The organism is Mesorhizobium sp. M0998 (genome assembly GCF_040318885.1).
GTDB lineage: Bacteria > Pseudomonadota > Alphaproteobacteria > Rhizobiales > Rhizobiaceae > Mesorhizobium.
In genome coordinates, this window is sequence record NZ_JAMYND010000009.1 from 138,309 (window position 1) to 153,974 (window position 15,666).

General features: G+C 59.3%; 11 protein-coding genes and 7 pseudogenes. 12 read left to right on the plus strand and 6 right to left on the minus strand.

Translation table 11 applies throughout. From position 1 onward, the window contains the following. Positions 1-1,343 precede the first annotated feature (1,343 nt). The 6 genes and pseudogenes from NKH59_RS11315 (at position 1,344) to NKH59_RS11340 (ending at position 5,324) form a co-directional block, all read left to right on the plus strand. Positions 1,344-1,814 (plus strand): NifX-associated nitrogen fixation protein, encoded by a 471-nt coding sequence (locus NKH59_RS11315; protein ID WP_353021861.1) that lies wholly within the window; start codon positions 1,344-1,346, stop codon positions 1,812-1,814. A gap of 25 nt (positions 1,815-1,839) precedes the next feature. Continuing rightward, positions 1,840-2,043 carry a CCE_0567 family metalloprotein gene (locus NKH59_RS11320; RefSeq protein WP_353021864.1) on the plus strand — a complete coding sequence of 68 codons (204 nt, stop codon included), beginning with the start codon at positions 1,840-1,842 and terminating at the stop codon, positions 2,041-2,043. Then, on the plus strand, positions 2,040-2,357 hold the full coding sequence (gene fdxB / locus NKH59_RS11325; protein ID WP_353021867.1) for a ferredoxin III, nif-specific: 318 nt from the start codon (positions 2,040-2,042) through the stop codon (positions 2,355-2,357). Before NKH59_RS11320 ends, fdxB begins: the two co-directional genes overlap by 4 nt. A 29-nt stretch (positions 2,358-2,386) precedes the next feature. Beyond that, on the plus strand, positions 2,387-2,710 hold the full coding sequence (locus NKH59_RS11330; RefSeq protein WP_353021869.1) for an exopolysaccharide production repressor protein: 324 nt from the start codon (positions 2,387-2,389) through the stop codon (positions 2,708-2,710). A 321-nt stretch (positions 2,711-3,031) separates the two neighbouring features. Continuing rightward, a pseudogene (locus NKH59_RS11335) lies at positions 3,032-4,046 on the plus strand (1-aminocyclopropane-1-carboxylate deaminase). Positions 4,047-5,138: 1,092 nt separating this feature from the next. Next, on the plus strand, positions 5,139-5,324 hold the full coding sequence (locus tag NKH59_RS11340) for a helix-turn-helix domain-containing protein (protein ID WP_353021941.1): 186 nt from the start codon (positions 5,139-5,141) through the stop codon (positions 5,322-5,324). A gap of 136 nt (positions 5,325-5,460) precedes the next feature. Here the strand turns inward: NKH59_RS11340 and NKH59_RS11345 are convergent. Beyond that, positions 5,461-6,498 (minus strand): annotated as a pseudogene (locus NKH59_RS11345) (IS110 family RNA-guided transposase). A gap of 178 nt (positions 6,499-6,676) precedes the next feature. Between NKH59_RS11345 and NKH59_RS11350 the strand changes: the two are divergent. The 3 pseudogenes from NKH59_RS11350 to NKH59_RS33515 all read left to right on the plus strand — a co-directional run. Next, a pseudogene (locus tag NKH59_RS11350) lies at positions 6,677-7,201 on the plus strand (transposase); the annotation flags it as partial. Positions 7,202-7,277: 76 nt separating this feature from the next. After that, a pseudogene (gene istA / locus NKH59_RS11355) lies at positions 7,278-8,535 on the plus strand (IS21 family transposase). Continuing rightward, positions 8,532-8,981 (plus strand): annotated as a pseudogene (locus NKH59_RS33515) (ATP-binding protein); the annotation flags it as partial. The pseudogenes istA and NKH59_RS33515, both read left to right, overlap by 4 nt. A 213-nt stretch (positions 8,982-9,194) precedes the next feature. Here the strand turns inward: NKH59_RS33515 and NKH59_RS11370 are convergent. The 3 genes and pseudogenes from NKH59_RS11370 to NKH59_RS11380 form a co-directional block, all read right to left on the minus strand. Further along, positions 9,195-9,419, minus strand: coding sequence for a hypothetical protein (locus NKH59_RS11370; RefSeq protein WP_353021875.1), 225 nt, complete (start codon positions 9,417-9,419; stop codon positions 9,195-9,197). 430 nt (positions 9,420-9,849) lie between these two features. Then, positions 9,850-10,333, minus strand: a pseudogene (locus NKH59_RS11375) (tyrosine-type recombinase/integrase). Positions 10,334-10,549: 216 nt separating this feature from the next. Further along, positions 10,550-11,548, minus strand: coding sequence for a phosphotriesterase family protein (locus tag NKH59_RS11380; protein ID WP_353021878.1), 999 nt, complete (start codon positions 11,546-11,548; stop codon positions 10,550-10,552). 156 nt (positions 11,549-11,704) lie between these two features. Between NKH59_RS11380 and NKH59_RS11385 the strand changes: the two are divergent. Next, positions 11,705-12,279 (plus strand): annotated as a pseudogene (locus tag NKH59_RS11385) (helix-turn-helix domain-containing protein); the annotation flags it as partial. A 59-nt stretch (positions 12,280-12,338) separates the two neighbouring features. On the opposite strand, the gene NKH59_RS11390 reads toward NKH59_RS11385, so the two are convergent. After that, on the minus strand, positions 12,339-13,142 hold the full coding sequence (locus NKH59_RS11390) for a shikimate dehydrogenase family protein (RefSeq protein WP_353021880.1): 804 nt from the start codon (positions 13,140-13,142) through the stop codon (positions 12,339-12,341). Between the two features lie 419 nt (positions 13,143-13,561). On the opposite strand from NKH59_RS11390, the gene NKH59_RS11395 reads away from it, so the two are divergent. Both NKH59_RS11395 and NKH59_RS33520 read left to right on the plus strand, forming a co-directional pair. Next, positions 13,562-13,876, plus strand: a complete 315-nt coding sequence (locus NKH59_RS11395; protein ID WP_353021883.1) for a hypothetical protein — start codon at positions 13,562-13,564, stop codon at positions 13,874-13,876. A 545-nt stretch (positions 13,877-14,421) separates the two neighbouring features. Next, complete coding sequence (locus NKH59_RS33520) at positions 14,422-14,553, plus strand: hypothetical protein (RefSeq protein ID WP_502908693.1); 132 nt, start codon at positions 14,422-14,424, stop codon at positions 14,551-14,553. A gap of 88 nt (positions 14,554-14,641) precedes the next feature. On the opposite strand, the gene NKH59_RS11405 is transcribed toward NKH59_RS33520, so the two are convergent. After that, positions 14,642-15,055 carry an iron-sulfur cluster assembly scaffold protein gene (locus NKH59_RS11405; RefSeq protein WP_353021886.1) on the minus strand — a complete coding sequence of 138 codons (414 nt, stop codon included), beginning with the start codon at positions 15,053-15,055 and terminating at the stop codon, positions 14,642-14,644. Positions 15,056-15,666: the final 611 nt, after the last annotated feature.

Sequence of the window (15,666 nt, forward strand, 5' to 3'; positions counted from 1 at the left end):
CGCCGGATCATCCCGGACGTCTCTAACGCGCGCTCGGGGGTTCTCCTCGCCCGAGATGATCCGCAACGCGGAGCCCAAAGGCCGCGCAGAGGTACAGGCGCTCCTCAATGCAGAACCACCGCTTCAGGTCGGCGTCAGGTCGAGAAAGAGAGTCGCTTCAGCGCGGCAGGCCGCGTTCGGACCGTAGCCGCATCGTATTGGCGTTATCACGATTTCCCTCACCACTGGCCGGGAGCTGACCACCGCAACGACCGTGCAGTGGCCAAGGCACCGACCTTCGAGTCGGGACGGTCGGGCTCTTGCCGGCGTCGGCGCGAACGATGGCATCAATCGCCTTGTCATCTCTGGGATCGTAGCCCGGGTTAGTGGCGGACAGCCGCATCTCCAGCGTTTCCCGTTGGTCCGGCCCAACCTGCGTGGCGACCGAGCGGTCTTTGGGTTTGCAATTCCGCCAACGCTCACGTCGCGCCGCGAGGTCCCGTTGCACCTGAGCACCGGAAGACAGAAGTAAACACAAAGAGGGATCCCGCAGAGTTCACCGGCCGGCATATGCTGGCACTCATCTGGCCCTCTTCGCCACGATCGTCATCGTCAATCTGGTGATGACGGTACTCGCGACCCGCAGCTGGACCGGGCCTCGTGAAGAACTCCTGCGTCGCGAGCCAGGAAATCAATGGCAAAGCGGAAGGGTAGGGCAGAGGCGATGCTCGGATGGAGCGGCCCTGCAATCGCAATGGCGTTCTGCTACCACCAGCGACCGAGATGGCAAGAAGCTCAAGCAAGGCTTGAGGCCGACGATGATGACGAGTCTGGCGGTAGCCAACGCAGTCACGATGTCCATCTGCTCGTCCATCAGCCCGAATATATGTCGAGTCGTCCGTGGCCACGCTTCTCTGGCGACGCGAAGCACGTGATGCGTGTCCAAGACCTGACAGTGTCGCGTCCAATACAACCGGCTATCTTGGGCACCCGGACGGTTTTTAAGTGCAATCAAGCATTTACTGCGCGCTTAGCGCGTTGGCACGGCCTTTGCGAATTGAGAGTCAGCAACACTGAGTGAAGGCTGACTGCACGCAGATGCGCAAGACGAGCGATGCTCTCCCTTCCTTGAACCCTCGTGCCCCGTCTCAAAGGGGGAACAAGCTCGCGCATAAGGTCGCGAATTCTCGCCGTGGTGGAAGACCTCGCAGTCGAGGACGCGCCCAAAGTCGGCCGTAGCGACACCAATAGCGTGGAATTGGCCGCCCCGAGCCGGGCGTCGGCTGCGCAAGTGTGCCCAAAGTAGGCGTCCCAGAAAACAGAAATCGTCCTTCGAGGAAGAGGACTGAATGAGGAGAAATGAAATGTCTGAAGCCGCGGTTAGCCCCGCTGTCGACGAGGACGAGGCGGCCCTTGCCAACCCGTTCGTCAGATGCCTCGTGCGGCTGATCCGTGCTCAAGACTCTTACGGCTCGTGGGAAGGCAAATCGGACGCCGAACTGCTGGCCGACTTCATCGTCACCAGAAAACAGCGCCATGCGATGCCTGTCATCGGCGATCCCGAGCCGGACGTGCTGTGGAGGCTCGACATGTTCTACACCGCCGTCGGGCTCGCGATCGAGGAGCGCTCCGGCCTGATGACATCGCCAATGACGGAGATGAAACCCATGGGGGCTTCGGACGCCTGGTGTTCACGGCCGGGCGGTTGGTCGCTCTGTCGAGACATCCACCGGTTCGGCTTCGAGACGTTCAGGAAGCTCGCGGAGGCCGGTACGAAACTGGTCGACGATGCGACTGCAGCCATTGAAGCCTATCCCGGCGTGGCGCCGGCGTGATGAAACCGATTTCGAGGAAGGATGTATGTCAAAGCTAGATGAGATGCGGAAGGAATTCCGAAAGCTTCAGCTACGCGCGGCAATTGCCAAGATGAAATTGCTCGACCTTGCAGAAAATCTCCCGGGAAAATGGACGGACATAGAGGAAGTTGCCGAGGAAACGTCGGCCGTTTTTGCCGAGTTGGATGGTGCTAAAAGAGAGCTCGCTGCAATGAAGAAGTTACGATGAGGAGCACATTCACCCGCGACGGCTCCGGATGGATGCCGGAATATCTGACCGCAATAGACGGCACGACCTGCATCGGCTGCGGCCGCTGTTTCAAAGTCTGCTCGCGCGAGGTCATGCACCCCTACAGCGTCGATAACGCGGGTGAAATCCTCGGCGCCTGCGACGGCGAGGACGACGACGACTTCGATGGCGAGCTCAATCGCATGATCATGGTCGTCGACCATGCCGGCCGCTGCATTGGCTGCGGAGCCTGCGGCCGCGTCTGCCCGAAGAACTGCCAGACCCATGTTGCGGCCGACCAGGTCGCAGCATGATCTGAGGAGACAAAACCAGGAGAACGGCGTTGCCCTTAAAAATCTTTTGTCGCGTCCTGGGGCTGGTGCTGTGCAGCAACGCTCTGATTGTCTACTTCGCTTCTCATTCCATCCGCACAGTAGTCGTCACGACGCTGGCTTGTTCGTTGCTCCTTCAGTTGGCCTATTTCGCAAGCGTGCTCTTTCTGATCTGGCGGTCTGGCTGCGTTAGCCGAGCTGGCCAAAGGGCTTTGCATTTCTACAGTTGCAAGGAAGTTGGATCCGAGCCGCCAGGCCTTGATGAGGTGACGAATGAATCCGCAGATTTGCTCCAGCGCGATCAAATGTTGGCCATATCGCTGCTGCTGCCTTGAGGCGCCATGACAAGGTCAGTGCTCAAGCTGGCGCCACTTTGGACCAACCATAAACATTGGGCAGATATTAGAAGGATACTGTGCTTGAGAGGTCCGTGGTGACCGCAATCCGGTCATTGTAGTCAATCCAAGAGATGCAGTTCTTGAATGCCATACGCATTGGGGTAGTCTCTCGCACGCCGGCGTGCGGTTGCAACTCTCAATGAGAACGAGGCGCTGGAAATAGCAATGGGAGCTCTTCTGGCGCCGTATGCAAGATGACGTCAAATCAAAGACGCCTCTAGAATCAATCGTGAATGGCTAATTCAGCTCCATCACGTGTTGCCGGAGAGAACATGCTGGAAAAAATTCGAACGCTATCAGCTCACCTTTGGACCAACGCCCATCGAGAAGCTCGACCGCCTCGGCGAGCATCTAGGGAAAAGGTGGAAATCTAAGCCAACGGGGAGGACTGCAACTCCGGTCTCGTGTTTGGCGGAAACAAGCTCCGGAAGCTCGAACACATCATCCCCGACGCGATCGCATCAAATGCGATACGCTGGTCTCCATTGGCGGCGTGCAGTCCAACCACACCCGGATGGTCGCCGCGGTCGCCGCCAGGGTCGGCATGAAATGCCTCCTGGTTCAGGAGAGCCGGGTTCCGCATGAGGATGCCGTCTACGTCCGGGTCGGCAACATTCACTTGAGCCGCATCATGGAGCAGAAGTGCGCCTTGTCGACAAGGGCTTCGATATCGGCATCCGCCGCAGTTGGGAACAGGCGCTCGATGAAGTCAAGTCAAGGGGCGGCAGGCCCTACGCGATACCGGCCGGGGCCTCAGTTCGCAAATATGGCGGGCGTGGGTACGTCGGGTTCGCTTAGGAGGTGCGCGCCCAGGAGAAACAGCTTGGGTTTGGCTTCGACTACATCGTCGTTTGCACGGTCACGGGCTCGACGCATGCCGGCATGCTCGTTTGGTTCGCCGAGGACGGTCGACAGCGCTCGGTGTCGATGCCTCCGCCAGCCCCGCCCAAACCAAGGCGCAGGTGCTAAACATTGCCCGGGACACTGCGAAGCTCGTCAAGCTTGGCATGGAAACCGTCGAGGATGACGTGGTGCTGCTCGAGGGGTACGCGTCTCCCTGTTACGGCCTTCCGTCCAAGGCAACGAAGCAGGCCATCGCCTGTGTGCGCGGCTCGAGGGTATAATTACCGATCCCGTCTACGAGGGCAAATCCATGCAAGAAATGATCGACCTCGTCCAGAAAGGCTTCTTTCAGAGGGATCGAGGTGCTCTGCGCGCATCTCGGCGGCGGGCCGGCCATCAACGGTAAAGCTACACCTTCCGCAACGGCTGACGCTCGACAGATTACGATTTCGCTGTCCTGCCGTGCCGGCGATGCGCCCAAAGCTGGTTCGAGGGCCGCCCAGCAAACCGAGGGAGCCGGCGGTTGATTGCCGCCCAACGCGAAGCTGACTGAGTTCATTTGGAAAATTTTGATCGATGGATATTTGCTGAGTAAATCGAAAATTCGCTGAACGTATTATCGTGTAATATTAGATCCTGGTTGCTATACAGATATCATAAGAGACATTATTCAATAATGCTTGCGGGAGAAACAACGTTCCGCCGGAATAAACAAGTCACCTTGTTATTTGAAAATTCATGATTGTTCAAGAGAGCCAGAAAAGTAGAGGCAATCCGATGATCTTACAGGAACTGGACTCTGCCATCCCGGGCGGCAGGGTTTTGGAAATAACGACGACCACCGGCTGCATCGTCGGATGTTCTTATTGTCCGCACGACAAGTTCGCCCATCGGCAAAGAGCGGTCTCTCATGTGAAGCATCTTCGTCTTGAAGTTTTCAAGCGATGTCTGGCGCGCGTACCAACTTCCGTCGACATTAGTTTCGCCGGGTACTCCGAGCCTTGGCTCAATCCGGATTGCACCGAAATGGTCGAGCGCCCTTACGCCAGAGGCCTGGCATCCGGATTTTCACGACGCTTGTAGGAATGAAGGGGCAGGATCTACACTGCTTGCAAGCGCTGCGCTCAAGGGTTTTCGTGGTCCATGTTCTCGATGATGGCGCATACATGAATACCCGTCTAGTCGGACACAAGTATCTGGCTTTGATTCGTGAAGTGGTCGACACAGATATTGCCTCGATTCGGTTTATAGTCCTGGGCGAGGTCCATCTCGATATCATCGAGATAATCCCCGCCGAAGCGCTAGTTCGCTCGCGGCCTCTGAGCAGCAGGGGTGGCAGCAGGGGTGGAAGCGTCTATCAGAAAATCGTCGAACCACGGCAGCAGTCATCGGAGCGCTGACATGCGTTGACGGACGGCAGTATCGGAATGTTTTCTCCCAGACGGTGACGTTACGCTCTGCTGCGCGGGCGGATTGAAACGTAGTTGATAAAGTCAAGATGCCTAATGCGCTGACTTGGCGGATGGACATGCGCCAGTTGGTCGGACGAAATGTGCAGAGGTTTAGGCAAAAGAACCATCTGACGCCGGAGCAGCTTGCCGAGATTTCGGGCTTCGGTCAGCAGTATATAAGCGGTTTGGAGAAAGGCCGCAGAAATCCGACGATCGTCACGATCTACGAGTTGGCACGAGCCCTCTCAATCTGTTGAACGACCTTGGGAGAGTTCGTCCCAGGATCGTGCCTGCTAACGAGATCGCCTTGCCCATCGTCCCCACGGGAACGATCCGGATCACGCTCCTTCGGGCGGAATCAACTCCTCCTTCGTTGGTCCGTTATCCCGTATTTCATGCCGATACGGGGCCGTGTGCCTTGCCGAAGCGGAATTCTGTCGCATCGCTCCACATGCGATGCAGGATGACAGCGAGCTTGCGAGCAACAGCAACTCGGGCTCGGGCCATACCGCGCCGCTTGGCGACGTTCATACCCCACGCTCTGAGGCTCGACCATTTCTTGCTGAGCACAAGCAGCGAATGAGCCGCCTCATAGAGGGCCGTGCGGGCGAGCTCGTCACCGCATCGGCTTACCTTGCCCTAAATGTCCGTCTCGCCAGATTGATAGCGTGCCGGGGTCAGACCCAAATGCGCTCCGACATCCCTCGATCGGCGAAAGCGGTCCGGCTGATCGACCGTGGCACGAAAGGCGAGCGCGGTGATGGGTCCCACACCGGGCACGGACATGAGGCGCCGGCAGACTTACTCCTTGCGGGCGATATTGAAGACCTGCTTTGTCAGTCGCCCGAACTCGCGCAACATCGTTGCCACGATCGCCAGAAGCGGCTCGACAAGCGCCATGATGACCGTATCTGCGCCAATCAGTTCGCGCACGCGATGGGCGAAAGCTGCGCGGCCTGGAGTGCCGAGCTTGATGCCGGCCTCCCGCAGAATCGCCCTGACGACATTTTCGATCGTCCGCATTTCATTGAGGACCGTGCGTCGCGCAACGAGGAGGGATCGCCAGAGCCGACACTGCTGGCTCTTCACATGCACCTGCCGATACCAGCCGGTGCGCATGATCTGCGCCAAGGCGCGGGCGTCGTTGCGATCGGTTTTGTTCGGCATCGTTTTCATCGCCGCGTTGGCCTGCCGGGTCTCGATGCAGATCGCCGGCAATCCTTCGGCGCGAATACCGTCATAAAGCCAGGCTGTCAGCGAACAGGCTTCGAGCCCGATGCGCTCCAGCGGCAGATCGATTTTCCGCAAGGCTTCATAAAGCGCCCTCGGCTCACTCGCCGCCCGCCCTTCCTTCACGATCCGGCCGCTCTCGTCGACGACACAGATCGCGGTCTCTTCCAAAGACACGTCAAGTCCGGCAAAATACTTCATGGCTGCTCCTCCTGATGTTTGTGGCGATCTACATCGACCACGTTCTCACATCTCGACAGGAGCAGCCGCCCTCAATTTGGCTCGGGCGAGACCCCAATCACCCCATCTGTTGAAAAAGGAACTCGCCACAGTCTGCAACGATGATTCATTGTCTGCGAAGGGATTCGGAGACCGATGCATGCGAGGCGGGGACGAACTGACGGGCGAACTGTTCAGCTACGTGGATCTTGAAGCGCGGGTGCGACGCGATCATCCGTTGCGCGCAATCCGGCTGATTGTGAACGAGGCGCTGTCAGCGCTGGCGCGAGAGTTCGCGGCGCTGTATTCGCCGATCAGACGGCCATCGATCCCCCCGGAGAAACTGCTGCGGGCGATGTTGCTGCAGGCATTCTACTCGATCCGCTCGGAGCGGCTTTTGATGGAGCGGCTGGAATACGATCTTCTGTTCCGCTGGTTCGTCGGGATCGGCGTCGACGACGCGGCGTGGGACCACTCGGTGTTCTCCAAGAACCGCGACCGGCTGCTTGAGGGCGACATCGCGGCGAAGTTCCTGGCGGCGGTGCTGGCCCAGCCCAAGGTGAAGAGGCTTCTGTCGACCGATCACTTCTCGGTCGATGGCACATTGATCGAGGCCTGGGTGTTGATGAAGAGCATCAAGCCGAAGAACGGCTCTGGCGAGCCGCCGGCTGAGGGCGGCGGGCGACGCGTCCCGGAACTGGCGGCTTTCGCCCCGGGTGTCGATAGTCCGTCCCGACCTTTGCGGGACGGGAGCGGCGCTGGTGGTCCAACTTGGAGAACTTCTGATGATATTGGACTACACCGTCAGGGCCTGTGCGTGACTGCGATCACCCGGCGAACGGGGCGCGATCCCAAGACCGTCCGCAAATACATCGAGCGCGGGCTCGAACTCCCGCCTATGGCCCGCGGCAGGCGGGGCGGCCAAACAAGATCTCGCCGTTTGTCGACTATCTGCGCGAACGGGTCTCGACCTTTCCCGATCTGAGCGCCGTGCGCCTAACGCGCGAGATTCGTGAGCGCGGCTATGATGGCGCGTACACCGCCGTGAAGCGCTTCGTGGCCGCGGTCCGGCCGCAGGAGCAGGTGCGTCCCTTCGAGGTGCGTTTCGAGACTCCGGCCGGATATCGAGCACAGGTCGACTTCGCGCGCTTCGTCACCGAGTTCACCGACGCGCCGGGCGTGATGCGCATTGTCTGGCTGTTCTCGCTGTGCTTGGCCACTCGCGTTACATCTTCGCCCGCTACGTCATGCACCAGGACCTGCAGACGCTGCTGCGCTGTCATATGCAGGCTTTCGACGCCGTTGGAGGAGTGCCGATCGAGATCCTCTACGACAGGATGAAGACGGCGCTTAGCGGCGAAGATAACGAAGGCCTACATCTACAATCGTTCGCTGCTGGCGCTGGCCAAGCACTTTGGCTTCCAGCCCAGAGCCTGCCGGCCGTGTCGCGCCAAAACCAAGGGCAAAGTCGAGCGACCATTCCGCTATATCCGCGAGGACTTCTTCCTGGCCCGCAGCTTCCGCAATCTCGACGACCTGAACGAGCAATTGCAAGATTGGCTCCACACCGTCGCCAATGCTCGCCTGCACGGCACCACGCAACGCATCGTCAGCGAAGCCTTTGCGGCCGAGCAGCCGGAACTTCAATCTCTCCCGGCAGTTCCCTTCGACGCGCTTCTCAAGCTGGACCGTCGCGTCAGCCATGATGGTCTCGTCTCGACCGGCGGCAACTAATATAGCGTTCCCGATCGCACCCGGCGCCTTGTCGAGGTTCATCAGCTTGCCGAGTGCATCCGCATCCTGGACGAAGGCAGGCTGGTTGCCAGCCATCCTATGCTCGAGGGGCGCCGCCAACATCGGACCGATCCGGCTCATCGTCAGGGGGCAGCTCGCCATGCGGCGAGGAAGAGCGCCCCGGATATTATCGTCGGCCGTCTCGGCGACCATGTCGCCCGGCGCTCGCTCGACTTCTATCAGGCCGTCGCCGAGCGACTGGCCGTCGCGGGGAGCCGGCCATGACCATGCACGCATCCACGATCGACAGCATCAGGAAGAGCCTGGTCGGGCTGCGCATGCCGCGGGCGCTCGAAGCACTTCACGCGACCCTGCGGCGCATTGAGCAGGGCGAGATCGACGGCATCTAGGTCTTCGACCAACTTCTGGTCGAAGAACTAACTCTACTCGAAAGTCGGCGCATCAAGGCTGCTCTGATGATGGCGCGCCTGACCACCGTCAAGACACTCGCCGGCTTCGACTTCGCTTTCCAGCCATCGCTCGATAAAAACCGCATCATGGCGCTGGCCGAACTGAAGTTCATCGAGCGCGCCGAGGTAGTCCATCTTCTCGGCCCGCCCGGCACTGGCAAAAGCCACTTGGCGACCGCGCTCGCCGTCGAGGCCGTGAAGGCCGCAAAGAGCGTCTACTTCTCCACGCTCGCCGACATCATCGCCTCGCTCGCCAAGGCCATCGCCCTACCGCCGCTCAGCCATGGCCGTTGGCTCCGCCTAGAAACGCCCGAAGCGCTCGACCCAGCAGGGTGCTGATCGTCGTACACAGCGCTCATCGGATTCCATCGGGGCCTGCCGTAGTAGCCGAAGTGTCCACGCAGAACGGCGGCGTACCACCTGTGCTGCGCAGCCCTTGGCGCGTGCATGAGCCGCCAGGCAGGCGCAGCGCTGTCAGTTGCGCGTCAGGCGTTTGCCTTCCGTCATGTGCTTCACAACGAACCGGCCATCCCGGGTCACTCCGCAGTAGTGGGTGACACCCAGAAAGGCGAAGGTCTCGAGTCGCCGCTCGCCACGGCGCTGTCGTGAGAGGGCGGCCAACCGCCCAAACTCGATCAACCGCGTCTTGTCGTCGTGGAATGTCAGGCCAAAGCCGGCCAGCCGCGCCTTGAAGCCCAACAGTATCTCCTCTGCATCGGCTTTCTTCTCAAAGCCATGACGAAGTCGTCAGCGCAGCGCACGATCACAACGCGGTATATCGAGGAGGTGCAGGCGATCGGCCGGCCGGTGCCGGCTAGCTCCACGCATCACTCGAACTTGGGCGCAAGCCCGGATAGGACGCAGGTTACCCTCGGGAAGAGCTGGTGCGTAATGTGGCTTCGGTAGAGATGTGGCGTCGGCCGCCTCGGGCCAGAGGCGGTAGGCCGGTGAGGACGCCGAGCCCCACCTAACAAAGCGGGTTACAGGGACCGAAGGACATCAGCGCCGGTTGATCACGCCATCGCTTTGGATCTTGCCGAGACTCGGCGCCTCGCATTTTTCAAGCGCCTTAGCCTTGGTCTCGACTCGACCTCTGGATGGACGTTCGTGGTGTCCAGCGAGACGTGCCCTAGCCATCCGCGGACTGTGTTGATGTCGACGCCGGCGCGCAGGAGATGGGTCGCCGGGTGTGGCGGATGGAGTGGGGGCTTACGCGCTTTGTCGCCAACGACGGCATTTTGGCGACGACCTTCAGGCCATAACGCTCGACGGCGGTGTGGATCCCGACGCGAGTGATGGGTTGGCCGCAGCGATTGAGGAAGACGGATCGAGAAGGGGCTCCGTCACCAACGAGTGCCCGTAACTCGACGACGGTGGCGGTCCACAATGGGCAGTATCGCTGCCTGCCGCCCTTGCCATGGATTTTGACGCTGGGGGTTCAGGTCCAGGTCCGCCACCTTGACGTCGACCGCCTCTGACCCTCTCGCACCAGTGTTGTAGAGGAACAGCAGCAGGGCGTAGTCGCGCCGACCCTGCTCCGTCCGACGATCTGGAGCGGCGAGCAAGGCGTCGATCTCCGCCTTGTTTTTCGAGGTAAGAAACGACCGCGTGATCGGTCATCTTGAACGGGGATCGAACGGTTCTGGCCCGACCATTCGATGTGGACGGGGCTACGCGACACCGCCACAACCGAGCATGCCAGCTGTTAGACAAGCCATTCTCGACCTCTTCACGCGGCCGCGACCCCGCGATGTCCTCACTGTGAGAAGCTGCTCGCAGACGCCCTCAAACCTAAACTGCCAAAATAGTGCTACTAGTCTGCGGCCCAGTTAGCGGGTTGCCCCTTCGGGCAGAATCTCGCCGGCAAAGAACCGTCGCGGGTTATCCTCCAGGATTGAGAGGATATCCGCCTGAGTGACACCGCGGGCGTACAGCATTGGGACGAAGTCCGTGAACATGTAGGTGTGGGCTTGGTAGAGTCCCTGCGACTTCAGGTTTTCGATCTTGGTGATCTCATCGGCAGTGAGCTGGCGACTAAACTTGCCGAGTCTGCCGCAGAAGCGGTCCATGCTAATCATGACCTGCGCACGAAAGCCGTCGCGCACGAGCTTCGCCAAATTGTCCGCGCGGACGTTGTCCGGCCGGTGGGACATCCCGATCTGATCGAATCCGATGTAAGAGCCAGCATCTATGATGCGGCGATGATAGGCAGTATCTAGGTTGCAGCAACTATGGCCGATCAGGCAGCGATGGGGGGCAACGCCGCCGGCCGCGAACAGCTGCTGCTGTTCAGGGCCTGCGCAGCCGTCCTCGGTGTGGGTGATGATTGGCACCCCGGTCACCTTCTGTGCGATGCAGGCGGCGGCGAGGAACTTCTTCTCATGCGCGGTGACAACCGGCGTGCCCGTCGAGACCTTGATGGCGCCGGCCTTCACACCGGTGTCGGCGATGCCGTGCGTGATTTCGCGGACGTACAGCTCTGCGATCTCATCGACGGTCCGGGCACGCCAGTAGAACGGCAGCCCCATTTCCTCGTGATAAAATCCCGTGGTGCAGACCGTGTGCATGCCGGATTTCTCTGAAACCTCCTTCATCATCATGACGTCGCGACCGAGTTCGATCGGACAGGGGTCGACGAAGGTGCGCACACCATGCTCAGTGCGCAGTTGCACCAAACGCCGGACCGCCTTCTCGATGAATTCCGCACGGTCGAATTTCGCGAGCGGATCAAACCATGCGCCAGGAAAGGCGATGAACAGATGCTCGTGCATCAGTGTGCGGCCCAAGCGCTCGACCGGGATCGGCCCCGTCACCGTCTGCACCGTCATGCGTCACACTCCATGGATTCTTGTGTGCTGCTTTGGAGAGAGCCATGTAATCGACAGGTCAGCAACCCACTGTTTCTTGTAGTGCAATAACCTAGTCATCTGAAACTGGTTCATCTCATTAGGGGTCGTGTTCGCGACTGAATAAGGAGCGAGACGATGGCCAATGCGACGGGGCGGCCGATTTCGCTGCTGGTGTTGAGTGCGGATGAGCGGGCATATCTCGGGCGTCAGGTTCGCCGGCGTCGTGTGGCGCGGTCGATGTCTGAACGATGCCGGATCATTCTGCGGTGCGGAGATGGCCTTCCCAGCAAGTCCGTGGCGGCCGAGCTCGGTGTTCATGAGCATAACATCGGCAAATAGCGGCGGCGCTTTTTGAAGGAGCGCGTTGACGGCCTGCTGGATGAAGCGCGCTCTGGCAGGGCGCGCACGATTCGCGTTCGGCCTACAACCGCATCGCTCGCAGACGTTCAACCTTTCCAGCGATCCGCTGCTAGTCGACAAGTCCGCGATATCGTCGGCCTTTGCCCGTCACCGTCCCACAGGGCGCTGGTTCTCAGCGTCGATGAGAAGAGCCAGATCCAGGCCCTCGACGCGAACAGCCCGTCTCGCCGATGATGCCCGGCATTCCCGAGCGCCGGACCCATAGCTATCTCCGTCACGGCACTACTTCCTTGTTAGGAGCCCTCGATATCGCCTCGGGCTTCGTGATCGGCAAATGCTACAAGCGCCATGCGCCTTCGAGGCTGAGATCGTGCGCCATGTCATCAACCACTCCATCCGTGAGCGGGGATTAGATCCCAAGAAAGTTGGCGATCTCATGGATTTGGCCATTGAGCATGTGGATGCCTTGATGAATGCGGCAGCCGCGTGCCTGTGCCTCATCGAGGAGTGCTGTGGTATCGGGGCGCATAATCACCTCGGCAACAATCTGCCTTGAGTGGAGTACCGAAGCGTCGATCGGCAAAGGATCGTTCACGTTCAGCCCAACGGATGTTGTGTTGATGACGATGTCTGCCGCAACCAAATCGGAAGGCCCAGCAATCACGCAACGACCAGGATATGCTGTTTCCAAGCGATCGATCAGCGTCGTGGCCCTAAGCAGCGAGCGGTTCGCCACGGCGATGCGCGCGGCGCCAGCCTCTGCGAGTGCCGCCACAATCGCTTTGGCGGCCCCGCCGGCCCCTTGAACATAGATGCAGGCGCCGGCAGGATCAATAGCTTGGGATTTCAATCCGGACACGAAACCGAAGCCATCGTAGGTTTCGCCCTCCCACGCACCGTCGGAGCCTTTTCGAACAACATTAACTGATCCAGTTATCGTTGCCATCGGTCCAACGCGATCACACTGGAAGCGTCCGGCTTCCTTGTGGGGCACCGTAAGCGTGAAGCCGGGAAGATTCTGCAATGCCTTAAGGCCGGCAACAAAGACAGGCAGGTCATCTGCATGGACATGGAAGGGGACGAACACGGCGTGGCTTTTGCGCGCCGCGATGATTTCGTTCATCGCCTCAGGTGCGCGGACTTGCGCGATGGGATCGGCGACAATCCCGTACACCCTGCTGTTGCCACCAACCAAGCCACCGAGCCCGCCCATTATACCTCCAACCATTTGCATAACTCCAACCGTTTGCGTCGAATATCGTTATGAGGGCGGAGCTCCCCAGTGTGCCTCCAAGTTGACCTTGCCGTGTCCCGTAGACACTGTCGCTGATCTCGAGCGCGACGGTCAATTTTTGCTTACCGAGCACAAACCGATGCCCTACTGCTACATCTCGAAGATCAGCCGCACAACTGCGCCAGCGATCTTGGACCGGGGGCTTCGGTGGTTTCGTCGATGAGAATGACATCAGGATGGCTTGTTGCAGGGAGCTTAATTGGGCTGCATCCATCCTCCCATGCGCCCCAATTAGGCTTCTTGCAACCCACCAGGGTAGGTAGGATCTCGACCCTTGTTACTGGTGCAATATCACGTACCGCTCATGCATCTCGGCGCGACAGGACAAAGGCGCATCAATGAAAACCGTAACTGATCCACTGAAAATCTCACGCTTACTTCAAGTATATGATGGTGATGCTACCCAAAAAGGCGTCAAGATTTCGATAGGATTCGATTTCCGTGAGTATGTCTCAATCACACGGGCCACTCCAACAAAGAGCCCGACCTATCCAAATTTCCGGCCAGATCGCTCGCGAATTAACCCAGGTGAGGGATTTTGGATTAAAGGTGTCGGCAAAAATAACGACGTCGAGGTTTTAGAGGCTATTCGACTGTATGATCTTTCATCAAGCAATCTGGCAGAGCATCTTCAATCTCTGAAGGCGTTTTGATGAACCGACCATACACGCCAATCGCGACGATAGTTGTAAATGCACAGCGCCGAGCGCAAAGAAGATAATCTGTAAGGTATCCTACCATGGTGATTTTTGGGTGCGCGAAGATTATAGAGGACAGGGTATGCCAAGGATCGTGGCGGGAATGGCATTCGGCGTTGCTTTTGCCTTGTGGAATCCTGACTTCCTATGTTCGCTTGTACCTCGCTGGTTATTGGATAAGGGGGTCGTCCGCATCATGAACCTGGCGGGTCGATATTAAGGCTGGTGGAAGAGGACATCGCGGACGACGATTGGCTTATTTGGCTAACCGGCAAGGAGTTGAGGAGTCGTATTGATCGTCACGACAGAACCGAGCCTTTGCGCGGCCGAATCCGCATCCTCGGCTAGGGCTGCCTCGTCGGGCAGTTCAGAGTTTCCTGCCCGGAGAGGGTTGCATCGTGTCTACCCTCGTGCCAGCATTGAGGTCTCTCGTAAAACTTTTACTGACTCAAATTGAGGAAGAACCGGCTTGGGCTGGTCCCAAATCCAGATCGCAGACAATGATGGTCGAGACGCTGCCAAAGCGGTCCGAAAGCAGCCTCGACATCGAGGAAATCGGCAACAAAGCCCGTATCTGGATCGGCGGGATCTTCCAGACACGCTACACGTATAAGTGGCCATGCATCCGCTGACAGCGGCGGGTTCGGCACCGAAAACCCACTCGCCCGAACTCCACGTGCTCTGCGCCTTTCATAACGTAAAGCGCCTCCATAGCGTAGCTCATGCGGATAAGGCCTTAACCAGTACGAGGCGTGACAACCCTGGTGTCTCCCTAAAGGCCTGCTTCACAGCACGGAAGGATTCGCTCATCAGTCCCAAGCCACGCTCCAGCAGGAGGCGGTCGACCGAGGAGTGCAACTTTTGCGGGGGTAGAGCGCCGAGGAAGCCCGCTATGTCCCGATTAGCAATCTGAAGGGCTTCATCGACAGTCTTGCCGGCGATGAATTCGGCAAACGCCGAGTAGACGGTGATCGCCGAGCCGCAGCCGAAGGTCTGGAACTCAGCGGCAGTGATCGTCTCGCTCTTAGGGTCGATGCTCATCATGAATTTGAGACCGTCGCCGCAGGCGATCGCACCGACCTCGCCGGCCGCATTGACGGTCTCCAGCATGCCCTTGTCGCTGTAGTCCCACATGGAGCAGATCCCTCTCGTCATCGTGTTTAGCCGAAGGACTCGCCGCAGGCGCATTTTTCTGCGAGTCCGGTTGTCGAAGGTGAATGGGGGTATTTGACGCCCGTGCGGCCAGCCGCCTCGACGATGATGCGAAAGCCTTCCACCGGCTCGGCCTCACGCGAGAGCACAGTCTTCACTGCGGCAGACGGCATTCGGGAGCTTAATCACAGGTCGACATCTCGCTAGTGCGTTCGGAGACCCGCCTGCATGGACCTTGCCAGAGACAGAAATTTCATTAGAACAAGGAATTAGCGGATTTGCCACCCTGTCGGATGTTCGACAATGTCGGATAGGGGAGTTGTCGCTTCAACGCCCGCTGCCGGGGCGGCAAAATGGCGGCAGTTGCCAAAGGAGGACGTCGGATGGTGGCAGGACGGCAACGACATGCGCTTTCGCTCCCGCCGCGTCATTGGTGGCGCGGCCACCCACGTTCGTCACATCGAGGCCGTCGATGACCGGGCGTGCGACCTGGTTTGCGGCGCTCCGGACGATTGTGGCAAGCCGGCGATTTGATGGAACTCAGGGCACCCTAATCCAAACTGCTCTCAAAGACTTCCCTCACAATCAGGAAC